Raw genomic sequence first — 23,077 nt, 5'->3', positions numbered from 1 at the left:
GTTTTACTTGACCACTACAGGGCGAGCCAAGACCCTCATCTGACGTGGTATCACCAGTCTTCCCTACAGGAGTGAGGTCAAGGCGATTAATGATAGGACGTGATGATTTAAGTTCAAATGTCGAAGTAACCATTTCGGTCCAATCGCTCAATCGCGATAGCCGCCTATCGAAAACACGCTGTCGGCTGTTTCCGATAACAACAATCATACCTATTCGGTCAAGCACTGCTTCATTTTCAAACAAGCATTCGACGGTTTGCTTAAAATCTTTTGAATAGCAGGTCGCTGAAAGTATTGCGGCGGCTAATCCGACCAACATTTTCTGGACGATATCTTGGTGTGTATACTCTGCAGGAAACATGTTAGCTGGCCACAGAACGGTTGCAGACATATCGTCGGAATTGATGTTGAAATCAGGCGCCAGGTATTCCGAACTTTCATTGATGGTAATAGCAAATCTTTCGGTATGTGCCACTACACCAAGATCAACTGCTGTCGCAAAAAGCGCCTCGATTGAGCCAACCACAGCCTCCGCAGCAAGAATTGAAGACTCAGAACACGGGTGATAAACCTCCACACAAATCCCCTGTACTCTTGAGACGTAACACTGCGATTTCATCCCGTTAAGAATAATGGATCCATGCGGATTGCTAGACGCAGGCTGACTGGCCAACAGCGTGAAAAATTCAGCGGCCCCCTCTTTCGTTTCTTCTTTCGGGATTACCCCTTCATCCCGCAGTGTTCCCTCATAGCCAAGCACATAAAGAAGGGAATTCCGGCTCTGATACAATCCCAATCCGCCAAGAACATCAGGTAACTTGGTTAATTGCTGAAGCTCTTCCACTGAAATAGTCAGAAGCTGGCTACCAAGAATGAGATCAAATTCCGTAAGACGTTTTGCGAGACGCTCCAGGGAGGAGTCATCAAAAGGCAGGCTGGACGCACACCCTCGTGCCAATCGAATAGCTTCCAATGCATCTGGAATATGTCGAAGTTCAACAGCGACCCAAGCCAGTATCATGATCGTAGGTACAATGGAAGCCGGAAGATCGTTGTCCTCTTCTGCCTCAATACATATCGAGGCTATTGCGAAAATACAGCTCGCCCTCGCAGCCCAGAGCAATCCGGCGCTACGATAGGCCATTGAGAGCAACTGCAGGGTTTCGATCAGCGACTCGGCATACTCTTTCTTCGTTAGCTGTCGGGCAGCCTTACCCAACAACCTGATCATTTCAAAGTTATTCTCGAAACCCAATTGCTGTGCACGCTTAAGAAGTATGAGCGCTCCCTGAGCTTCCCCTGTACGCTCAGATACAAAAGCAGCCATGTCATCCACAAGCTGCTTATAGCCGGGATCACTGCCAGCTATATTTCCAAACACTTCCACCAACTGAATCAAGCGCTCCACAGAGAACTCACCAAGCCCCCTCGCTAGCTTTAGCACTTCAGAAAACTTCGGCCAGAGCGAACTGAGCGCCTTATTATCCTGGTTAAGATTCGCTTGATTGACTTGAATCACCAGGAGTGAGGTTTGAGCCTCAAGTGCATTGTTTGGCCTCTCGGCATCCGCGGCCATGGACCGTAGTCTTGTGATCAATCGAACTACCCGGTCATTCAGTTTTGCTTCATCAGAGGAGAGATGCTGATGAATTACTGAGTTAAACAATAACTGAGCCAAATTACACAAAAGCTCAAGATTTTTGGCGTGACCCGTATCGATGACTAACGCCTCAAAAGCATTGTAGTTGTCGTTCAAGTAGGCAATATCGTCAAACCACCAGAACGCAGTCCAAATTTGCTCGTAGTGCGCTGCGAGTTTCTGGCGGTAAGTACCATCTCGTTCAGCAAGACGAACGGCGCGGACAAGCCGCCCGTCCGTTTCGGGTCGAGGTCGCTCCAAGTTGCGTGAAAGTTTTGCTGCAATCAACGCTTCCGTCACACGCTGGATCTCCATCCCGACAAAAGCATCAGGATCGTCTATTACCTTTTCGATATCTTCAAGCTGACGGGAACGAGAATAGTCCGACGGGCCGAGCCGATGCGTATCAACCACTTCTTGCCCGACACCGAGGTAGTTAAATGCCAGATCTTTTCGATCACAGTCGACCACCTGATCGACAATCCAGCTACGGTCGAGAATAGTGATAGTCACACCGTACTTATTGCTAAGCTCATCTTCGATCCGTGCACGATCTTTTGCCCTAGCAAACTGCGCTGTAACACAATAAATTTTCTGATACCCACGCCTTGTTTCAACTATTCCGGCCACGTCATTGCGCACTTTCTCTGGCCATTTTTTCTTTGCGCTGAAAGCGAATGCCCAACGCTCCTGACTGGACCTAGGTTCTCCCACATAATTGAGTATTGCGACTTCATCAGCAACAGGTACAGTCTCAGTATCCGCTTTGCTATCTCCACCCCCCTCAGGCCCAGTGGCAGGCTTCAAATTCGGACAAATTGTGCGCTCACATAGCTTGCGGCAAAAAATTTCAAACTCGTGAGTCTGATTGCGGGAAGTGATGGTATCCAGGTGGTATTCAAGTGTTGGGCTATCTAGCTGATATTTTGTGTGATCTTCGGTATCGGAATAGTATTCAGGGCGAAGCTGGCGCATAAACTCTGAAGGAGACATACGATTTTCTCTCGACGACTCTTTAGCCATTTATTGTCTCCCTTATTTGTTAATAATGGATGTTTCTATCTCTATAGCTAAGCCATGCTCATTTATTGGAATTAACTGTAGTAGCCAGCCTAGAGGCCAGCAAGTCTGCCTGTTCAGCAAACTTTGTCTGATTGGTTTTGTACAGTTTATTCAGGTTACGTAACTTCCACTGAATACCTGGCAGATGTTCAAGGTGAGCAATACCCATCAAACCCCAGTCAGGCTCACCCGCCACCAACGATAACAAGAATTTTCGCTCGTTCCCGTCCAGCCCTGCCTGAAGCTCTTTGATCATTCGGTCACGGGTTGTAAGCAGTGCCTCCAGTGGGACTGAGTCAGCTGTCATCCCCACAAAGTTATGCTGGTAGTCATGTTCAAGTTTTTTTAATTGTGGAAACAGTACTTCATGTATGGGGCGGTTGTGGCAAGCCAGATAAACAACAAAGGCCCGCCGAATACCTGCTGTAATTCCCTCGTGCTCGAAAAGCTGCATCACATCGAACAGATCACGCGGATGCTGGCGATCCAGTGCAGCAACAAGCTTGCCGCCATAGACGTCCTCCAACGAAACCACCGGTATCTCCAGGTCAGCCATCAATACATCACTGGCCACAGGCATCAGTGAGGCTTGGCGCACAGGCTGAACTGTGCCGCGTAATACGAAGTTGGCTTCAACCTTGATTTCGATACGGTCTTTACGCACCAACAGCTTGGTTTCGCCAGTGGTGGCTGGTGGTAGATGTATCTGGAAACCTTGCTTTTTCAGCCGCTCTCCCGCTTGTAAAATTGCTTCATTAATACGGGCCAACGCCTGTTCACGCGGCAGTGTATGATCTGGAAAAGCCAAATCGAGATCGACCGACAAACGAGGCATATCGCGTATAAAAAGATTAATCGCGGTGCCTCCCTTCAATGCGAAGGTGTCATCCACAAACAGCAGAGGCGCAACCTGCGTTAGCAGACGAGCAGTATCAAGATAAGCAGGATTCATGATTTAAGTACCAAAATACCATCAGCTGTTCGGGACACCCAGGGTTGGTGACTCCCCGTGGGCAAGTTGGCCGGATCGAGCTTCTTCACCCAGGGCAATGAGCCTTCCTTACCGAGTTGAAGACACAAGCGTACGGTCTTGACACTCGTACAAAGTTGCAACAGCTCACGCAGCACATCAGCACGTAAGCTGTAGGTGCTTTCAACCAGTTCGCGGGCTTCCTGTAAAGACTGGCGCACACCGACTTCACTCAGTAGCTCCAGTAGCGCACGCTCAGGCGCCGAAACCTGTGGCGCTCCATTGTGTTTTTCAAAGGGGGCAACATGCAACAAGGCATCCGGCTGTTCATCGAACAAACGCTTGCGGCGGTATTCAGCAGGAAAGTGCTCAGTAAACCACTCCGGCAACCGGCCGGCATTCCAGCCATACAAGTGCAGTAACGGCTGTTGCGACACGTACTGGCGCACACCATACCAGTCCAGTGCCGATTTACCACCGACATGCAGCCCCTTCAACTTACGCTGCAACAGCGACAAACTAGGGTGCAACGCAAGGGGATCGTTTGGACGGCAATAGATACCCCGTGCCAGGCGTGTGAGCCAACCTGACCGGACATAGTGAACGGCGAGATCAGCGGAGATGCCCAGCGCCGCCAGATCTTCCGAAGCCAAAGGCGCTCCCGGTGTTAACCGGGTATAGAGTAGTTTTAGTTTGCTTAAGTTAGTCGTAGTCATACTACGATTAATATAACTTTCCCAAACCAAAGTCAATTTAGTTTGATGGCTAAATTCGTAGCCATACTACGATATATTGATTTTATTCAAATGGTTACTATTGCTGGTCTTGCGGTAACCCAGCGTAAATGCAGGTCACGCACGTAGCCTCGAGGGGTTTCGGGAACCCCATCGAAAGTGGTAATAATAAATTCGGACATTTTTTCTCCTTGTGATAAAGCTAACACTATAGCGTATTCAACAGAGTGGTAGCTGCTGTATCCGGGGCTCCCATCAGTGACCTGTATACATCCACCATGGCCAGGGTGACCTCTGTGCGACTACGCACGGCTGCATCCCGGGTGGAGACGTACTCCTGCTCCGTCGTTAGTGGATCAAGGTGGATCAATGGATCAATGGATCAAGGGGGTAGCCAGCTTGATCTCTTGCGGAAGAGCTGCGTGATGCAGGCTTCAGGGTGAGTGGGTTCTCCTTGTTGCTCAATCAGCGCGGGGCTTGCGCAGAGCAGGTAGGGGGGCAGCCAATAGGTCGTGCCACCAGTAACGAGTCGGCCAGGTCACCAATACGCCGGACCAGATCAAAACCTGATGCTATGATAAGCTGTGTTTTTTTACAGTTAATATAAGGTGGCCAGTGCGCAAGATCATTCACTGCGACTGTGACTGTTTTTACGCCGCAGTGGAGATGCGCGATAACCCTGCGTTGCGAGATATCCCCATAGCCATTGGCGGCAGCGTCGAGCAGCGCGGGGTGGTCGCCACCTGTAATTATCCTGCCCGCGAGTTTGGCATTCACTCAGCGATGCCCATGGGGCAAGCATTGAGACGCTGCCCGCAGTTAATCGTCATTCGCGGCGATATGGCCAAGTATAAAGCGGTTGCACGCCAGGTGTTTGCCATTTACCGCGAAGTCACCGAACTGATCGAACCCCTCTCGCTGGATGAGGCCTTCCTGGATGTCTCAGACGTTACCCTGCATCACGGCAGTGCCACGTTAATGGCCGAAGCGATTCGTGACCGGGTGAGGCGCGAAGTGGGCATTACTGTCTCTGCGGGAGTGGCGCCTAATAAATTTTTGGCCAAGATCGCCAGCGACTGGAACAAGCCCGATGGCCTGTGCGTGATTACACCGGATAAGGTCGACAGCTTTGTGCAGCAGCTACCGGTGAAGAAAATTCACGGCGTTGGCCCTCGCACCGCTGAAAAACTGGCAGGGCTGGATATCCATACCTGCGCCGATCTGCGAACCCGCTCACTCACAGAACTGATCAAACATTTTGGCCGCTTTGGCAAGCGCCTGCATGAGCTCAGCTGGGGCCGCGACGAGCGCCCGGTGAAAACCCACCGCGAGCGTAAATCGATTAGTACCGAGCAAACCTACGCGCAGGATCTACCCAGTCTAGACGCTTGTCGCCGTGAACTGCCTGCCTTAATCGAAGATCTGGAGCGCCGCTATGCACGGCTTGACCCACCTCTGGCGGTACGCGGTCTGATCGTCAAAGTGAAGTTTAATGACTTCACCCAAACCACCGTCGAACACGCTGACCCGGCCCCCGACCTTGAGCAGTTCGAAGCTTTGCTTAAACTTGGCTGGGCCAGAGGCGAGCGTCCCGTGCGTCTGCTTGGCGTCGGGTATCGACTGGCGGACAAGCGTCAGGAATATCAGCTGTCGCTGTTTTAATGAGCGCTTAATCCGGGGCTCCCATCAGTGACCTGTATACATCCACCATAGCCAGGATGACCTCTGTGCGGCTACGCACAGCGGCATCCCGGGTGGAGACGTATTCCTGCTCCGTCGTCAGTACTTCGAAGTAGCCAATGAAGCCTTCTTCGTAACGAGCATGGGCCAGGTCGACGGCTTTCTCAGCATTATTCATGGCTTGCGCAAGGCGATCATCCCGTTGCTGTGCACGCTGGTAGCGCACCAGCCGTGTCTCCACTTCTTCCAGCGCTTCCAGTACGGTTTGCTGGTAGCTGGCAAGTGCGGCGCGATTGTCTGCACCTGCGGCGTCGATTCGCGCCTTGACCCTGTTATGGTCCAGAAACGTCCAGTCGATGCCCAAAGCAACACGGCGGGATTCTGCTGAGCCGGTGAATAGATCACCGCTGTCGACAGCCACCGAGCTCAGCAGTCCGCTTAGGGTAAAGCGGGGAAACAGGTCGGCGGTGGCTACACCGATGCGAGCCGTGGCGGCCGCCAGGCGGCGTTCCGCTGCAGCGATATCCGGGCGGCGGCGCAATACGTCGCCGGGGGTGTCCACTGGGATCATTGGCACAACTTCCGGTAGCCCACTTTGGGCTGACAGCTGTTCAACTAATGCCAGTGGCGGCTGTCCGGTTAGCACGGCTATGCGATGCATGGCCGCACGGATATCCGCTTGCAGGGCCGGTAGTTCAGCGCGGGTTAGCTCCAACTGGACTTGTGCCCGTGCTTTATCAAACTCGGTACCCCGGCCAGCATCTACCCGAGCTTCGACAATATCCAGCGATTGTTGTTGTAACGCCAGGTTTCGATGTGCTACCTGATATTGCTGTTGCAAACCGCGCAACTCGAAATAGCTGTTAGTCAATTGCCCGGCCAGAGCCAATTGCATGGCACTGAGATCAGCGCCCGTAGCTTCCAGTTCTGCTCGTTGCGCTTCTGTGGCACGCCTTAGACGGCCGAACAGGTCCAGTTCCCAACTAGCGACCACGCCAGCCTGAAAACGCTGTACCCGCTCCGGCCCCGTACCTGGGGGCGACTGTTCTATGTCGGCCAGGTGCTGTTCGCTAGCGGATGCATTGGCGGTTAGGCTGGGCCATTGGTCTCTTTCGGCGCCGTACAGCAGTGCCGCGGCACGCTCGTAGCGGGCCAGCGCCTCTTCCAGGGTAAGGTTGGACGTCAGGGTTTGGTCAATCAGATGCTCCAGCAAGGGGTCGTCGAACCCCTTCCAGAAGCGTTGCTGATCAGTACGGCCTGCAAGGATGTCTTCCCCTCCTGAGAAGGCTTGCGGTTCCGGCGTGGCCGGTACCTGATAGTCTGGCCCGACTGCACAGCCAGTCAGTAAAGCCAGTGCCGCGGTGAAAACGATCACTTTACACATGTAAACCTCCTGGCGGTACGCCTTCGCTCTTGTCATCACTCGCTGCCAGTGTGGATGTGTGGTGGCTCTTCAGCGGGTGGCTGCCGGAAAGCTTGCGCAGTGCCACGTAGAAAACCGGAGTCAGGAACAGGCCAAACAGGGTGACCCCAATCATGCCTGCAAACACCGCGGTGCCAAGTGCCTGGCGTACTTCGGCTCCTGCGCCAGTGGCCAGCACCAGGGGTGCCACTGCGGCGGTAAAGGTAATGGAGGTCATGATGATGGGGCGCAAGCGCAAGCGGCAGGCCTCCAGTGCAGCCTCCACTATACTGCGGCCCTGCAGCTCCAGTTCACGGGCGAATTCCACAATCAGGATGGCGTTCTTGCAGGCCAGGCCAATTAACACCACCAGTCCTACCTGGACGAAGATGTTGTTATCTCCGTCGCCAAACCACACACCGATCAGTGCCGACAGCATACACATGGGTACAATGAGGATGACCGCTAAGGGTAGCGTCCAACTCTCATACAGCGCCGCCAGTACCAGGAACACCAACAGAATCGCCAGTGGGAATACCACCAGTGCGGCGTTGCCTTGGGTGGTCTGTTGATAGCTGAGGTCGGTCCACTCGAACGCCATGCCATCGGGTAGGGTCTCGTTTGCCAGTGCCGTGAGTATATCTATAGCCTGGCTGGAGGATAGTATCCGAGGGTCGGCTTCTCCGGCCAGATCGGCGGCGGGGTAGCCGTTGTAGCGCAACACTGGGTCTGGGCCGAAGCTCTGACGAATATTGACCATGGAACCGATAGGCACCATTTCACCCCGATCATTGCGGGTGTGTAAGCGGGTAATGTCCTCCACACTATCACGGTAAGGGGCATCGGCCTGGGCAATTACCTGCCAGGTGCGGCCAAAGCGATTGAAGTCGTTAACATAGGTAGATCCCAGGTATGTCTGCAGGGTGTCGAACAACTCGGTCAACTCTACCCCCTGGGCTTTGGCTTTAAGCCGGTCCACTTCTACATCCAACTGGGGTACGTTGGCCTGGTAGCTGCTGATCGGAAAACCCATGCCAGGGGTTTGCATAATGGCACCCTGAAACTGGTTCACAGCATCCTGCAAGGCTCCATAGCCCAGGTTTCCCCGGTCCTCGATGAACAGCTGGTAGCCGGAGCCGTTACCTAATCCCAGAATCGGCGGTGGCATAAAAGAGAAGGCAAAACCTTCCTTTAATCCACTGATTCTCTGGTTGATTTGGGCACTAATTTCCTCGGCACTGAGACTGCGCTCGCTGAAGGGTTTGAGGGTAAAGAACACCACGCCGGTGTTGGAGGTATTGGTGAACTGCAACGCATTCAGTCCAGGAAAGGCTATAGCGTGGGCTACACCTTCGATTTCCATCGCGATATCGGTTACCTGCTGCAGCAACTGGTCGGTACGCTCCAAAGAGGACCCGGCTGGCAGTTGCACCCCGGCGATCAGGTAGAGTTTGTCCTGGGTTGGAATAAAGCCCGGCGGTACCACCTTGAACATCATTCCGGTACCGGTCAGTAACAGCGCATAAACCACAAATACGGCGCCTCGACGACGCAGGGAGCGGGATACACCTTTTTCATATTTCACTGCACTGGCGTTGAAAAATCGGTTGAAAGGACGGAAGATCCAGCCAAACAGGGCGTCGATAGTGCGTTGCAGCCGGTCTTTTGGCGCACCGTGAGGTTTGAGTAACATGGCCGCCAGGGCGGGGGACAGGGTCAGTGAGTTGATGGTCGAGATTACTGTAGAGATGGCAATGGCTACCGCAAACTGCCGGTAAAACTGCCCGGTTACGCCGGAGAGGAAGGCCATAGGGATAAACACCGCGCACAGCACCAGACCAATAGCAATGATGGGGCCTGACACTTCCCGCATTGCCTGATGGGCCGCTGCCAGTGGTGCGAGGCCCTCCTCAATGTTGCGTTCAACATTTTCTACCACCACGATGGCGTCATCCACCACTATGCCGATGGCCAGCACCAGCCCGAACAGGGTCAGGGTATTTATGGAGTAGCCTAACAGGTAGAGCGCGCCAAAGGTGCCGATCACTGACACAGGTACTGCCAGCAGTGGGATGATGGATGCCCGCCAGGTTTGCAGGAACAGGGTGACCACCAGTACGACCAGCAGCACGGCTTCCAGCAACGTGGCGATGACTGATTTGATGGAGTCATTGACAAAAATGGTGGTGTCATACACAGCCTCGTATGCCACATCATCAGGAAACAGCCGAGCCATCTCGTCCATGCTGGCAATGACCTCTTTACGTATCTGCAGTGCGTTGGCCCCCGGCGCCTGGAAAATACCGATGGCCACCGCGTCCTTGCTGTCGAGTTGGGCGCGCAGCGTGTAGTCACCGGCCCCCATCTCCAGCCGCGCCACATCTTTCAATCGCAGTATTTCGCCGTTATCACCACGTTTGAGCACGATATCACCGAACTCCTCCACGGTTTCCAGCCGCCCCCGGGCATTGATCAGGGTGAGGAAGTCGCTGTGCGCTACGGGTTCTGCACCGATCTGTCCAGCGGATACCTGTACGTTCTGCTCACGCATGGCCCGCACTACATCACCGGCGGTGAGGTTACGGGCGGCGATACGATCCGGGTCCAGCCAGGCACGCATAGCGTAATCTCCGCCACCGAATATCTGAGCATCTCCTACACCTTGAATACGAGCCAGTCGGTCACGCACATGTAGCCGCGCATAGTTACGCAAGTACAGGGTATCGTAGGTGTCATTGGGCGATGTCAGGTGAACCACCATCAGAAAAGTTGGCGACTGCTTCTGGGTGGTTACGCCTTGGCGGCGCACCTCCTCCGGTAGCCGAGCCAGAGCCTGACTGACACGGTTTTGCACTCGCACAGTGGCTTCCTCTGCATCGGTGCCTGGTCGGAAAGTGACTGTCAGTTGCAGGACACCGTCTGATCCCGCTACGGATTTGAAGTACATCATATCTTCAACACCGCTGATGGCTTCTTCCAGTGGTGTCGCAACCGTTTCTGCAATTTCTTTGGGGTTGGCACCGGGATAGACAGTACGCACCATCACCGATGGCGGGACGACTTCCGGATACTCACTGATCGGCAGGTTAGGGATGGAGATCAAGCCGATGGCAAAAATGATGATGGACAATACCGCTGCGAATATGGGGCGGTCCACAAAAAATCTGGAGACATTCACTGTGACAACTCCTGGGCAGCGGCAAGCATGTTCAGAGGTAACTCTCGCATGGCGATCAGTTGCGGTCTGACTTCCATGCCCGTAGCAAATACCTTCTGCACACCATTGATAATCACTCGGTCACCTCGATTGAGTCCGTTATTGATCACCAATAGCTCGCCTACCGGGTGGCCCGTGTCGACCTGTCGTGTCATCACACGATTGTTCTCATCCACAACATAGACGTAACGCCGGTCCTGATCCGTCAGTACCGCCTTGCGGTTTATCATGAGCGCACTGTCCAGTCTGGCCACCGGCATTTCTACGCGGGCAAACTGGCCTGGCCTGATCAGACCCTGTTGGTTTTGGAGTAAGGCACGGTACTGCAGAGTGCCGGTGCCCAGATTCAGCTGGTTGTCGACGAAGTCCAGATATCCCAAAAACTGCTGGCCTTGCTCTTCTCCCAGCGTGATGCGCACGTCACTAGGTCCGCCGTTGGCCAGCAGTTGCTGGTTGCTGATGGCGGATTTTTCATTGGCATCGAAATAGATGTGTACCGAGTCGACAGACACCAGGGTGGTCAGTAGCGTCTGATCCGCGTTGGCGAGGTTACCCTGGGTGACCAGTGCTCGGCCAGCACGGCCACTGATCGGTGCGGTTATGCGCGTGTACTGGAGGTCTAGCTCGGCAGTGTCCAGCGCGGCCTGAGCTACTTGCACCCGTGCTCTGGCACTCAGCAAGGCGGCGTTACGCTGGTCGTACTCCTCGCGGGAAATGGCTTGTCTTTCCACTAGCGTCCTTGCCCGGTTAGCTTCACTGCTGGCCAGTTGCAACTGACTGTTCGCCAATGCCAGTTCTGCATGAGCGGCCTGTTCACGAACTTTGTAGGGACGAGGGTCAATCTGGAATAACAGATCGCCAGCTTTCACCAGTTCGCCTTCCTCAAAGGCTACTTCATCTATGTAACCGCTGACCCGGGGGCGTAAATCAACCGTTTCCGGAGCTACTACCCGACCAGTGAACGACTCCCAAAGGGTAACCGGTTCCACTATAACTTCAGCTACATCAACCTCTGGTGGAGGCGGCGCAATCATTGTGTCATCACTTTGCGCCTCGCAGCCAGCCAATAATACTGTCAGTATAATGACCAGGCCCATCAGCCGGCCTGATCTGCTGACACGCTTCGTTATCTCATTTTCCATTGTTTGTCACTCCAATATCTGAATATAAGAGTCGCCTTATGAGCGCTCCCGCTTGCCAGGTCATCGGTTGGATTGCTTGAATAAGTCGGTTGGGTTAACACGAATTCGACAGGCAGCCTGTTTTTCACCAGGATTTAAACGATATAGGTTGTATAGTGGAAAAGGGTAGCGGGTTTCTGCGGGAAGCTTGCCTGATTCTGTTGGTTGTCTGGAGTTGGAAGTATCCAGTTGCTGGTTTCTCCAAGGTCATTGCCTGATCCTGCAAAAATTGCGTTAACACTTGCATGTTCCAGGTTGAGACAGATTATACTTCTGTCGAAGGGGGATTCGCTGATGACTGCCACCATTCCTGAGGTTTCTGTACATTCCATGCTCAGCATGCAGCAGCGCCTTGCTCGGGTTGTGGGCAAATGGGCGACACAACAGGACATACAGGCGACTGCGATTGATGACGTAGAGCTGATTCGATCCGACCAGCCTGTCAGTTGTAGTTCAGCTGTCTATGAACCTTCTCTGTGCTTCGTAGTACAGGGTACCAAGTCTATACAGCTGGGTGATCGCGAAATCACCTACAAACCACTCGATTATCTGGCCAGTTCGGTTCATCTGCCGGTGCTGGGACGAGTCATCGACGCGTCTGACGAGTATCCCTACCTCGGGCTGAAACTCAAAGTGGATCCACAAGAGGTGGCGGATCTAGTGGCGGAACTGGGTGACAAAGCCGCACCACTGGACCCTTATGAGTCGTCCTGCTCGGAGGTGGAGTGTGGTCTGTGTGTATCAAGCATGGATGAGCTGATGCAGGAGACGCTTTTTCGCCTGCTGAGTTTGTTGGATTCTCCCAGAGATATTGCCATATTGGCACCGCTTGTACGTCGGGAACTTCTGTACCGGGTGTTGATGGGGGAGATGGGCGCGCGTATGCGTAAGTTCGCGTCTGCCGAGTCTCACTCACACCGGATTTCCACGGTTATTTCGGTATTGAAGGATCAGTACACCAAGCCGCTACGCATTCGTGAATTGGCCGAAGCCGCCAACATGAGTGAATCCACGCTGTACCACCACTTCAAGCAGGTGACCAGAATGTCGCCACTGCAGTTTCAAAAGAAGTTGCGCTTGCTCGAAGCACGGCGGTTGATGCTGGTCGAGGGCTTGGAAGCTGCGACTGCCAGCTACCGGGTAGGTTATGAGAGCCCGTCTCACTTCAGCCGGGAATACAGTCGCCTGTTTGGTTCACCTCCCAGAGCTGATGTGCAGCTGTTGCTGGGATCAAGGGGGCAGCCAGCTTGATTCGATTAAGTCTAACGTATCAGCCGGACGTCAATCCCATGCCATGACATCCCTGTCATCGCCAGACCGTTAAGTCGATTGCAGTGGTCTTGTTTTGAAGACCAGCGTTAGTCCGCACAGAATGACCAGCATCCCGATAAGACTCAGCAGCGGCAGAGCATTCCCTAAAAACAGGTAATCCATAATGGCGGTTACGCCAGGAACAAGATAAAACAGGCTAGTCACATTGACGAGGTTGCCAGCTTGAATCAACTTGTACATCAACAGTGTCGCCAGGATCGATATCACCACAGCAAGCCAGAACAGCGCGATAAATAATTGCTTGCTTGGAGTGGCTTCTATCGGTTGATAGGGCACGAATAGCAGGCACAGTAGCAGTGTCATAGCGTATTGCAAAGGCAGGACAGCTAAGGGACTTTGCTTCTCTCCCTTTTGTAGCAGAGAACCTGTGGTAATAGCTGTCAGAGCACCCAGTGCAAACAGCACTCCGGTAATCGGCAACTGGCTTAAACCCAGGTTTTGGTAAACGATCAGTATTAGCCCAGTCAGTGCCAGGCCCAACCCCGCGAGACGCTGTATTGAGTAGCGGCGTTCGGTGATAAACAGTGTCAGTATGGGTTGTACCCCAAGCAGGGTGGCCAGTGTGCCGGGTGTTACTTCATGGTCTAAAGCCAGGATATAACAAATCGAATAGCTGCCGATCAGCAGCAATCCAGTGATTGCAACGCGTAGGCGAGTTCCCCGTTTGGGTAATACTTGTCGTCGGTACACACCGATTATCAGTAGTATGATCAGTGCAAGGGCGAAACGCAGGAGTAAGAAGGCGAAGGCCGATGCCGACTCTAAGCCTAACTTGGAAAATATAGCACCACTGCTCCATAGCAGTACAAATAGTGACGTGGCACTATAAGAGAGTAACACAGTGCGATTAATACACATGTTCTGTTTCCCGTAGTTGAGAAGCATATGACTAACTGTGTCTGTTATGAGCAAGTGTTGCTCAGTAAAAGATCAGACTCAGCGTGTTATAAGCGTGTATTCAACAGAATTCCTTGGCGGTTGATGTGCCATAGGGGGAGGAGAACAGGATGGTGGCTTATTTAGCGCGAACGGAAGACTACCAATCAGAGTTGGTGTAGCAGAAGCAGCAATTGCGGAGGCAAGTATACCCATCTGATTTTGAACCGATAGTCTTGATGTAAATGGAAGCTTAGCAGGTCATAAGCATGATTAAAAGATTAGTGTATTTATGGATTTTACTGCTATTCAGCAGCGGATCGGGTGCATCAGAGTTTGATTCAACCTATGTGTCGGTCACCGTGGTGGGCTCGGGAGAGGATGTCATTTTAATTAATGGACTAGCCTCTTCACCGCAGGTGTGGGCTGAAACTCTGAATCAGCTGCAGTCCAGCTATCGGGTGCATCTTTTTAGTATCAAGGGGTTTGCCGGAACCAAAGCTGCCTCTTCGACACCTGATGTATATCTTGAAGCTTTGCGTGATGACGTTCTGGGCTATATCGAGTTCGCACAACTGGAGTCACCTGTCTTGGTCGGGCATTCGATGGGTGGGCTTTTGTCTTTAATGGTTGGCAGTTCTGCTCCCGAGGTGGTCAGCAAAATTGTTATCGTGGATGCGCTTCCCTTCTACAGCCTGTTGTTCAATGCTCAGGCAACTACCGCACAAGTGGCTCCGTTTGCCGCGAACTTGGAGCAGCAGCTACTCACTATGAGTGAGGTAGAATATGAGTCCTATGTTCGTCAGGCTGCACGTATCATGGTCAAGTCTGCAGAGGGTGTTGAAACTGTTGTGGCTTGGGCTAACTCGACCGATCGGGCCATGTATGCTCAACTGGTTCGGGAGGTGATGAGTTATGATGGTCGCGAACTATTGGAGCAGATCAGTGTGCCTGTCCAGGTTATCTATGCCTATGACCCTTCTATGCCGATAACTGCCGAGCGCTTGAGTAATCTGTATCAAGCTGCATATTCTCGTGCAGGTACTGTTAATTTTGTGCAAGTTGATGATGCCTATCATTTTATTATGTGGGATCAGCCGGAACGGTTTATTGAGTATCTGAAGGCGTTTTTGGTCAGGCCGGAGTAATGCGGTGACGGGAATGTTTCTGAGGAGTGTGTTGGGTCTGCGATGGATATGTGCTCCCAGTGCTACCACTCGATCACTTGATTGATATTCATCAATATTTATCTTGAACTGCTACGATAGTATCAGCGCCTCGCCCGTCTGATGCCAGACCTATCACCTGTGAGCAGTCGATGAAGAAGAATCTTCCCGTCACGGATACCGAACACCTTCTTAATGAAAGCGACATGATCGTCACCCTGACGGATCCCAAGGGTATTATTACCTTTGCCAATGACGCGTTTATTCGCATCAGTGGTTTCTCAAAAGAGGAGCTGATAGGCCAGTCTCATAATATGGTGCGTCATCCGGATATGCCTGAGGCGGCGTTCAAGGATTTGTGGGATACCCTGAAATCAGGGCAGTCCTGGATGGGGCTGGTCAAGAACCGTTGCAAGAATGGTGATTATTACTGGGTGAGTGCGTTTGTGTCGCCCTGCTATGACAATGATCGTCTGGTCGGGTATCAATCGGTACGTTTTCGTCCGACCCGGGCTGCGGTGAAGCGTGCCGAGCATTTGTACAAGCAGCTGCGACAGGGACGTAAACCGCGTTTGCGCAGCTGGCTGGACCCGCGTGACCTGGGGACCACGATACGTATGGTAGCCGGTTTGAGTCTGGTGTTTTCGTTACAGTGGTTGTTTGCCTGGTTTGTGTTTGATTTGCCGGATGCCGCTGTCCTCATCAGTGCCTTGGTGTCAATTGCGACTACGCCGTTGCTGGCCTGGATTTTTTCCGGCAAGAATCGCCTGATTGCCGCACGTGCCCGGCAGGTTGTGGATAAGCCGCTGATGACCTTGGCGTATATGGGGTCTCTGGATGAGAGTGCGCTGGTGGCGCATGAGGCGCTGTTTGGTAAAGCCAAGATTTCGACGGTAGCCAGCCGTATTCATGAGATCAGCCGCGATTCTGAGCTGATTTTTGGGGAGATGGGGCGTGCAGTTTCCCAGACGCTCAAGGGCGCTGATCAGCAGTTGGAGAAGAGTCAGCTGGTGGCGTCTGCGATGGATTCCTTGGCGGCTACTCTGCGTGATGTCGCGAGCAGTACGCTGAGTGCGTCCTCAGCAGCGCAGCAGACCGAGGATTCAACACGCAAGGGTAAAGCGGTCTTGCTGGATTCGGTGTCGGCGATGGAGTCTCTGGCGGCTGAAATCACCGAGGCCAGTGCCGCGATTCATCGGCTGGAGCGCGATGTCGTCAGCATTCATCATATTCTCGAAGTCATCTCGGGTATTGCGGAACAGACCAACCTGCTGGCGTTGAACGCCTCTATCGAAGCCGCCCGCGCCGGGGAGCAGGGGCGCGGGTTCGCGGTGGTTGCGGATGAGGTGCGTTCACTGGCCTCGCGTACACAGCAGGCGACGCAGGAAATACAGCAGATGATTGAACAGCTGCAGCGCGCGTCGAATGAGGCGGTGCAGGTGATGTCTCAATCGGAAAGAAAGGCCCGTCAGGGGGTGGATCAGGTCAGTCTGGCTGATCAGACGCTGGATGAAATCTCTGAAGCTTCGCAGATCATTGTGACGATGAATCGCCAGGTGGCCGGAGCTGCTGATGAGCAGCTCCGCGTCGCAGACAGTGTGAATGCCCATATCCAGCACTTGGCGGAGCTGGGGCGCAGTAATGCGGACACGGCATTGGCGCTACGCCATCAGAGTGATGAGCTGCATGCCTTTAGCCGGTCCATCAATATTACGGCTGAACAGTTGAAGCATTAACGGCTGTTCTGGCTCAGTTAGTTGTGTGCCGGGACAGGCAGACTCTCCAGCGCCTGTTGCAGTGCCTCAGTCAGAGGGGTGGTCGGACGTTTGATCAACTGGCTGAGTTGCAGACTGTCATCAAACAGTGCGCCCTGGCTGGCACCGGCATCAGAATCTGCCAGTAAGGCAGCGAAGCCTTCAGGCAGCCCGGCCTGGATCAGCGCATCACGGAACTCGTTTTCAGACAGGTTCTGGTAACGCACTTCCTGTCCGCTCAATCGTGTGATTTCAGCGGCATATTCTTCCAATGAATAGCTGGTGTCTCCTGCCAGCTCATAGATTTTCCCGTTATGAGTCGCGCCTTCCTGTAGCACGGTCGCGGCTGCGCTGGCGTAATCCTGACGTGTGGCGGAGGTGATCCGACCCTTTCCGGCACAGCCGATCAGTACATGATGCTCCAGTGCGGCTGGCAGGCTGGCGAGGTAGTTCTCGGTGTACCAGCCGTTGCGCAGTATGACCCATTCGAGGCTGGAGGCCTTGAGCCGGGCTTCGGTTTGTTTGTGTTCTTCAGCCAGGCCTAACGGAGAGGTATCTGCATGCAGTAAACTGGTGTAGACGAGCCGTTTTACGCCCGCTTTTTCAGCCGCAGTGATCACGTTCTGGTGCTGTACTGCACGCTGGCCGACTTCGCTGGAAGAGATCAGTAACAGTGTTTCAACCCCTTCGAGTGCCTGTGGCAACGTTTCAGGCTGGCTATAGTCGAGTGGACGGATGGTGACCCCGCGAGCTTGCAGGTCGGCAACGCGTTCGGGGGTGCGAACACCAGCTGCCAGTTGGCTGGCGGGCAGGTGTTGCAGCAGTTGTTCGAGGACCAGACGGCCCAGTTGTCCGGATGCGCCGGTGACAAGAATCATGTGATTGCTCCTGTGTAGTGATGATTAACTGGCAACCACAGTATCACCTATGCTAACTTATAGTAAGTACGTACAAAAAGGTAAGTTTGAATGAAAGATCAGAAATTGAATCCGGCTGTATCCGGTCTGACGCTGACAGAGCAGATGCAACGAGGTCAGGTGTTTGCTGAACGCTGTCCTTCGCGGCAGGTGTTGAATCATGTCACCAGTCGCTGGGGTGTATTGGTATTGATTGCGTTGCTGGAAGGCACCTATCGGTTCAGTGAGCTGCGACGCAAGATTACTGGCGTGAGTGAACGCATGCTGGCGCAAACGCTGCAATCGCTTGAAGCGGACGGGTTTGTGTTGCGCACCGCCTATCCGGTGGTACCGCCGCATGTGGAATATAGTCTGACTCCGATGGGAGAAGAGGTGGCTGTCAGGGTCCGGGAGCTGGCGGATTGGGTGGAAATCAATCTGCATCGGGTGTTAGAGGTTCAGGCTGCACAGGAGGTCTCTGCATGAGGCAAGTTGTCGGAATGCCGGTACGTTATGTCTGGCTGCTATTGCTGGCGCTGTTGTGGCTGCAGGGCTGTGGGCAGTCTGCCACGCTGGCGACTCAGTCCGGTCAGGTGGCTGCAGAGATTCGTGATCACTATGAGGCGGGGCTCGATCATTTGCCGCTTTCGCTACAGCGCCATTACGCACAACGTCTCTATCGCGTTACGGGTGATCCCGCTTTTTTGCCTTACCAGCAGCGTCATGCCGAGCAGTTGCTGAAATCCCTGTATCGTGATGTACAGGGGCTGGCATCTCAGCCGGATTATGTGTCGCAGCGGGAGCAGATGATGTCGTCACGCAGTCCGCTGCGTACTGAACGCCAGCGTCAGCGGGCAGCGCTGTTGGCAGCCTATCCCGGAATGCGGTTTGCCACTGATTTGTCATTCCGGCTGGTGCAGTTGGAATATTATGGCCTGCTGGAACATCTGCCAGTTGAGGATGTGGCATTTGTTCGCTCCTGGCTGGCAGATGCAGGGTTCGATGCGTTTTTATTGAGTGAGTCAGCCATCCGCCACTATGCCGCCCAGGCAGCCAATCAGGTGTGGTTTCTCGATCAGTTGGGGGTGATGGATCTGCGTGAGGCCTTTATGCAGCGCTTCCAGGAGGTCTACCCCTTGGGTGGTGATGATGCGCTGACTCAGGCTGAATGGCATAACAAACTCTATGGCATGACGCATATTGTCATCGCGGCCAGTCGCTATTATCAGCACACACTGCACGAGTCCGAGTTTACCTGGATTACCGATGATTTTATTCGCCAGCTACCGTCATTACTGGCGTCGGCAACGGAAGATATTCTGGCCGAGGTGGGCATCAGTCTGGCACTGACCGGTCAGCTTGACCATCCTGCTGTTGCGCAGATACGTCAGGCGCTGATTCGCGCCTATGATGCGGATGCCCGGATGATTCCGTCACCAACAGGCAGCACCGACTTTGCACGCGGTGAACATCGCAATGTGCTGGCGGTGATGCTGTTGATCTGGCCGGATCATCTGTATCCTGGTCCGCAGCTTGATCCGCAGTTGGTTCGTTACTATGTCTATTCAGAGCCAATGACGGCGACGGAAATAGAGGATTAATCCAATTGCCACCAGGCACATGAAGGCCAGTACAATCGGGTAGCTCCAAGGGTAGTCCAGTTCTGGCATAAAGGCGAAGTTCATGCCGTATACCCCTGCAATAAAGGTCAGGGGCATGAACAGCGTGGCAATGAGGGTCAGGGTTTTCATGACATCATTCATGCGATTGCTGACACTGGAAAGGTACAGGTCCAGCATGCTGACCAGCAGCTCCCTGAGTGTCTCTATGGTATCCAGAATATGGATGGTGTGGTCATAGACATCACGCAGATAGAGTCGGGTTTCTTCGCGGATGAGCGGATTGTCGTCGCGCATTAACCGACTCAGTAACTCTCGCAGAGGCCAGACAGCTTTGCGCAGCAAGAGCATTTCACGTTTGAAGTGATGGATGCGAGCCAGTGTTTCCGGGGTTGGCTGTTTGACCAGTTGATCTTCCAGGGCTTCGATTTCATCGCTGAGTTTTTCCAGCAAAACAAAGTAATGATCCACCACTGCGTCGATCAGGGCATACGCCAGATAGTCTGCATGCAGCAGACGCTGTCGACGACCACTTCGCAGTCGATCACGAATACCGGCAAACACATCCCCCGGACGCTCCTGTATTGAAACCAGCAGGCGATCACTGAGAATAAGGCTGAGCTGTTCGGTATGGATCTCTTGTGATGCTTCGGAAAACTGCAGCATTTTGACAACGATATAGAGGTATCCGTCATAAGCTTCCAGCTTGGGGCGCTGGTCAGTATTGAGGATATCTTCCATGACCAGTGTGTGCCATTTCAACCTTCCTGTCCGTTGTGCTGACTGACTTAGCATATCAGAAGGATACAATTAAGACAGGCAAGCTTGAGCTGTATGGATTATGCTCATAACTAGCGTAGGTGAGCGAGACAAACGGGGTGGATGATTGATTGACATTGATATATTCCCGTGGGAGTCGTGTTTTGAAACCGGCATTGTTGAGCTGGATACCCAGCATCGGCAGTTGGTGGCTATTCTGAATCGCCTGGCTGAGCAGATGATTATTTCTGCTGATTCAGGTGTGCTCGTGGGATTGCTGGATGAGTTGTCCTGTGAAGCTGCCAGTCATTTCGAGATGGAGGAAGCCCTGTGGCATGCGTTTTTACCCGATCATGCGGCGGCGCTGGACCATCACGAGGGGCATCAGGCATTTCTGGAGCAACTGGATGAGGCGAAAGCAGCCCTGCTGACGTCGGTCGATGCCGGTGCGTCAGAGGAGGCGTTGGCTTTTTTGGTACGCTGGCTGGTGGCGCATCTGCTTGAGTCGGATGGCTATCTGGCTATGGTTGTGAAAGCCATTCAGCAGGGGAAAACAGCTGATGAGGCTTTTGCACTGGCGGAGGCATCAAAACAGGATACTGCCAAGGTACTGATCGAAATTATCCGTTCTATCTATGCCGCGCATTCGCGCAATGCGTTACGTCTGACTCGGACGTTATCGGATCAGCGTCAGGCAGCGGAATCGGCGCTGGCGATTTCCCATCAGCGTTTGCTCAATATTCTTGATGGTACCAATGCCGCTGTGTATGTCGCCGATATGCAGACTTATGAAGTGCTGTTTATTAATGCGCATGCCCGGCGATTGCTGGGTGATGTGGTTGGCAAAATCTGTTGGCAGGCCCTGCAGGGGCGCTCTTCTCCGTGCGACTTCTGTACCAATAATCGCTTGCTGGACGCGGATGGCAAGCCCGGTGAACCGGTCATATGGGAGCATTATAATGCTTCATTAGAGCGCTGGTTTCAGTTGCATGATCAGGCGATCCCCTGGGACGATGGTCGCTATGTGCGTATGGAAATTGCACTGGATATTACTGATCAGAAACGTCTTGAGCAGTCGTTGCGGGACAGTGAAGAGCGCTATCGTGTGCTGTTTGAACAGTCGCGTGATGCGATGATGATTGTGGCTCCGCCGGATTGGCGTTTCCGGGCCGGCAACCCAGCCATGATTAAGCTGTTCGGGGCGCGTGATTTTGCCGAGTTGCAGGGACTGACGCCCGTTGATTTGTCTCCTTCACATCAGCCGGATGGGCGCGATTCATTCAGCCTGGCGCAGGAGATGTTGCAGCGTGCGGTGCAGGAGGGGTCCTACTACGGGGAATGGTTGCATCAACGCCGTGATGGTCGTGACATTCCCTGCACAGTCTTGCTGACGCGGATCGACCTGGCTGGCGAAATGATGATTCAGGGGACGGTACGCGATATCAGTGTTTACAAGCGACAACAGCTGGCACTGGAGCGTATTGCACATTATGACCCTTTAACCGGCTTGCCGAATCGGGTACTGCTGGCGGATCGTATGCAGCAGGCCATGTCTCAGGCGTTGCGTCGCAAGAGCAAGTTAGTGATTGCCTACCTGGACCTGGATGGCTTTAAAGCGGTCAATGATCGTTATGGTCATGATGTCGGTGACCGTTTGTTGGTCGTGGTGGCTGAGCGCATGCGGCATGTTCTGCGTGAGAGCGATACCCTTGCCCGGTTGGGAGGTGATGAGTTTGTCGCGGTGCTGGTCGATAACCCGGATATTGATGCCTGCACGCCGGTCCTGGTGCGTTTGCTGGAAGCGGCCGCACGGGAAGTGCAGGATCGTGGTTATGTGCTGAAAGTGTCTGCCAGTCTGGGTGTGACGTTTTATCCACAGGAAGCGCCCATCGATGCGGATCAATTGCTGCGTCAGGCGGATCAGGCCATGTATCAGGCCAAGCTGTCGGGCAAGAATCGCATTCACCGATTTGATTTGGCGCGGGATAATGCGGTGCGAGGCCATCATGAACATATGGCACGGTTAAATGCCGCGTTACGGGCAGAAGAGTTCGTTCTGTTTTATCAGCCACAGGTCAATATACGTACCGGGCAGTGTGTCGGGATGGAGGCGCTGCTGCGCTGGCAGCATCCTGAGCGGGGTGTTCTGCCACCGGTCGAGTTTTTGCCGCTCATTGAAGGGCACCCACTTGAGATCGCCTTGGGCAATTGGGTGATTGAGACAGCGCTGGCACAGTTGGAGCAGTGGCGTGATGATCACTGGACGGTCAGTGTCAATGTGGGGGCGCACCAATTGCAGCATCCTGCATTTCTGCAGCGTTTGCAGGCTGCATTGCAGCGACATCCGGGCGTTTCCCCGCAGCGTCTTGAGATCGAAATTCTGGAAAGTAGTGCCTTGTTTGACCTGGAACGGGCGGTGGCAATTATGGAGGAGTGCCTGGCGCTGGGCGTACGTTTTGCGCTGGATGATTTTGGCACCGGTTACGCTTCGCTGTCCTATTTGAAGCGTTTGCCTGTACAGACCCTGAAGATAGATCGCAGCTTTGTGCGTGATATGCTCGACCATCCTGATGATACAGCCATGCTGGAAGGTATTTTGGGACTGGCACGCAGTTTTCGCCGCACGCCGATTGCGGAGGGGGTGGAAACGGAACAGCAAGGGCAGCATTTGCTGGCGCGCGGTTGTGAGCTGGCACAGGGGTATTTTATTGCACGCCCCATGCCCGCCGATGCGATTCAAGACTGGGTAGCGCATTGGCGTCTACCCGACAGTTGGACGCAGTCGTAAAG

General features: G+C 53.6%; 16 protein-coding genes. 7 read left to right on the top strand and 9 right to left on the bottom strand.

Annotation, left to right across the window (positions count from 1 at the left end; translation table 11 throughout):
* The 3 genes from ADINL_RS02355 to ADINL_RS02345 all read right to left on the bottom strand — a co-directional run.
* On the bottom strand, positions 1–2,662 hold a 2,662-nt coding region (locus ADINL_RS02355; RefSeq protein ID WP_051632490.1), incomplete at its 3' end, for a hypothetical protein.
* Positions 2,663–2,720: 58 nt separating this feature from the next.
* Entirely contained in the window at positions 2,721–3,653 is a 933-nt protein-coding gene (locus ADINL_RS02350) for a nucleotidyl transferase AbiEii/AbiGii toxin family protein (RefSeq protein ID WP_036543566.1), read from the bottom strand.
* Positions 3,650–4,387, bottom strand: coding sequence for a type IV toxin-antitoxin system AbiEi family antitoxin domain-containing protein (locus ADINL_RS02345; protein WP_036543564.1), 738 nt, complete (start codon positions 4,385–4,387; stop codon positions 3,650–3,652). The genes ADINL_RS02350 and ADINL_RS02345 overlap by 4 nt, the downstream gene beginning before the upstream one ends.
* Positions 4,388–5,020: 633 nt before the next feature.
* On the opposite strand from ADINL_RS02345, the gene dinB reads away from it, so the two are divergent.
* Positions 5,021–6,067, top strand: a complete 1,047-nt coding sequence (gene dinB / locus ADINL_RS02340; protein ID WP_036543562.1) for a DNA polymerase IV — start codon at positions 5,021–5,023, stop codon at positions 6,065–6,067.
* 7 nt (positions 6,068–6,074) lie between these two features.
* Here dinB and ADINL_RS02335 read toward each other — a convergent pair whose 3' ends face one another.
* The 3 genes from ADINL_RS02335 to ADINL_RS02325 are packed head-to-tail and all read right to left on the bottom strand — an operon-like array spanning position 6,075 to position 11,801.
* On the bottom strand, positions 6,075–7,469 hold the full coding sequence (locus tag ADINL_RS02335; protein ID WP_036543560.1) for an efflux transporter outer membrane subunit: 1,395 nt from the start codon (positions 7,467–7,469) through the stop codon (positions 6,075–6,077).
* Positions 7,462–10,665, bottom strand: coding sequence for an efflux RND transporter permease subunit (locus ADINL_RS02330; RefSeq protein WP_036543558.1), 3,204 nt, complete (start codon positions 10,663–10,665; stop codon positions 7,462–7,464). Before ADINL_RS02330 ends, ADINL_RS02335 begins: the two co-directional genes overlap by 8 nt.
* Positions 10,662–11,801 (bottom strand): efflux RND transporter periplasmic adaptor subunit, encoded by a 1,140-nt coding sequence (locus ADINL_RS02325; protein WP_239644318.1) that lies wholly within the window; start codon positions 11,799–11,801, stop codon positions 10,662–10,664. The genes ADINL_RS02330 and ADINL_RS02325 overlap by 4 nt, the downstream gene beginning before the upstream one ends.
* Positions 11,802–12,179: 378 nt before the next feature.
* Here ADINL_RS02325 and ADINL_RS02320 point away from each other — a divergent pair, with 378 nt between their 5' ends.
* On the top strand, positions 12,180–13,136 hold the full coding sequence (locus ADINL_RS02320) for an AraC family transcriptional regulator (RefSeq protein ID WP_036543555.1): 957 nt from the start codon (positions 12,180–12,182) through the stop codon (positions 13,134–13,136).
* 69 nt (positions 13,137–13,205) lie between these two features.
* Here ADINL_RS02320 and ADINL_RS02315 read toward each other — a convergent pair whose 3' ends face one another.
* Entirely contained in the window at positions 13,206–14,075 is an 870-nt protein-coding gene (locus tag ADINL_RS02315) for a DMT family transporter (RefSeq protein WP_036543553.1), read from the bottom strand.
* Positions 14,076–14,362: 287 nt separating this feature from the next.
* On the opposite strand from ADINL_RS02315, the gene ADINL_RS02310 reads away from it, so the two are divergent.
* Positions 14,363–15,241 (top strand): alpha/beta fold hydrolase, encoded by an 879-nt coding sequence (locus ADINL_RS02310; protein ID WP_084154351.1) that lies wholly within the window; start codon positions 14,363–14,365, stop codon positions 15,239–15,241.
* A 170-nt stretch (positions 15,242–15,411) separates the two neighbouring features.
* On the top strand, positions 15,412–16,995 hold the full coding sequence (locus ADINL_RS02305) for a methyl-accepting chemotaxis protein (protein ID WP_036543548.1): 1,584 nt from the start codon (positions 15,412–15,414) through the stop codon (positions 16,993–16,995).
* 17 nt (positions 16,996–17,012) lie between these two features.
* Here the strand turns inward: ADINL_RS02305 and ADINL_RS02300 are convergent, their stop codons facing one another.
* Positions 17,013–17,891, bottom strand: a complete 879-nt coding sequence (locus tag ADINL_RS02300) for an SDR family oxidoreductase (RefSeq protein ID WP_036543545.1) — start codon at positions 17,889–17,891, stop codon at positions 17,013–17,015.
* A gap of 90 nt (positions 17,892–17,981) precedes the next feature.
* On the opposite strand from ADINL_RS02300, the gene ADINL_RS02295 reads away from it, so the two are divergent.
* The gene (locus ADINL_RS02295) at positions 17,982–18,395 is read left to right on the top strand and encodes a winged helix-turn-helix transcriptional regulator (RefSeq protein ID WP_036543542.1); all 414 of its coding nucleotides are present in this window, start codon (positions 17,982–17,984) and stop codon (positions 18,393–18,395) included.
* A complete protein-coding gene (locus ADINL_RS02290; RefSeq protein ID WP_051632489.1) occupies positions 18,392–19,510 on the top strand; it encodes a DUF3541 domain-containing protein in 1,119 nt (372 codons plus the stop codon). The genes ADINL_RS02295 and ADINL_RS02290 overlap by 4 nt, the downstream gene beginning before the upstream one ends.
* Here ADINL_RS02290 and corA read toward each other — a convergent pair.
* Positions 19,475–20,290 carry a magnesium/cobalt transporter CorA gene (corA, locus tag ADINL_RS02285; RefSeq protein ID WP_161667722.1) on the bottom strand — a complete coding sequence of 272 codons (816 nt, stop codon included), beginning with the start codon at positions 20,288–20,290 and terminating at the stop codon, positions 19,475–19,477. The genes ADINL_RS02290 and corA overlap by 36 nt on opposite strands.
* 124 nt (positions 20,291–20,414) lie before the next feature.
* Between corA and ADINL_RS15815 the strand changes: the two genes are divergently transcribed.
* Positions 20,415–23,075 carry an EAL domain-containing protein gene (locus ADINL_RS15815; RefSeq protein WP_051632487.1) on the top strand — a complete coding sequence of 887 codons (2,661 nt, stop codon included), beginning with the start codon at positions 20,415–20,417 and terminating at the stop codon, positions 23,073–23,075.
* The last annotated feature ends 2 nt before the right edge of the window (positions 23,076–23,077 follow it).

Source organism: Nitrincola lacisaponensis (assembly GCF_000691225.1).
In the GTDB taxonomy this organism is placed as follows: Bacteria; Pseudomonadota; Gammaproteobacteria; order Pseudomonadales; family Balneatricaceae; genus Nitrincola; species Nitrincola lacisaponensis.
Note: the sequence above shows the minus strand (reverse complement) of the source record. Positions and strands in the feature narration are given on the sequence as shown.

What these genes read in the sequence shown, in the direction of transcription:
- ADINL_RS02315 (WP_036543553.1), bottom strand. Translation starts at nt 14,075, where the DNA reads ATGTGTATTAATCGCACTGTGTTACTCTCTTATAGTGCCACGTCACTA.
- ADINL_RS02325 (WP_239644318.1), bottom strand. Translation starts at nt 11,801, where the DNA reads ATGGGCCTGGTCATTATACTGACAGTATTATTGGCTGGCTGCGAGGCG.
- ADINL_RS02320 (WP_036543555.1), top strand. Translation starts at nt 12,180, where the DNA reads ATGACTGCCACCATTCCTGAGGTTTCTGTACATTCCATGCTCAGCATG.
- ADINL_RS02305 (WP_036543548.1), top strand. Translation starts at nt 15,412, where the DNA reads ATGAAGAAGAATCTTCCCGTCACGGATACCGAACACCTTCTTAATGAA.
- ADINL_RS02290 (WP_051632489.1), top strand. Translation starts at nt 18,392, where the DNA reads ATGAGGCAAGTTGTCGGAATGCCGGTACGTTATGTCTGGCTGCTATTG.
- ADINL_RS02335 (WP_036543560.1), bottom strand. Translation starts at nt 7,469, where the DNA reads ATGTGTAAAGTGATCGTTTTCACCGCGGCACTGGCTTTACTGACTGGC.
- ADINL_RS02295 (WP_036543542.1), top strand. Translation starts at nt 17,982, where the DNA reads ATGAAAGATCAGAAATTGAATCCGGCTGTATCCGGTCTGACGCTGACA.
- ADINL_RS02345 (WP_036543564.1), bottom strand. Translation starts at nt 4,387, where the DNA reads ATGACTACGACTAACTTAAGCAAACTAAAACTACTCTATACCCGGTTA.
- ADINL_RS02300 (WP_036543545.1), bottom strand. Translation starts at nt 17,891, where the DNA reads ATGATTCTTGTCACCGGCGCATCCGGACAACTGGGCCGTCTGGTCCTC.
- ADINL_RS02310 (WP_084154351.1), top strand. Translation starts at nt 14,363, where the DNA reads ATGATTAAAAGATTAGTGTATTTATGGATTTTACTGCTATTCAGCAGC.
- ADINL_RS02350 (WP_036543566.1), bottom strand. Translation starts at nt 3,653, where the DNA reads ATGAATCCTGCTTATCTTGATACTGCTCGTCTGCTAACGCAGGTTGCG.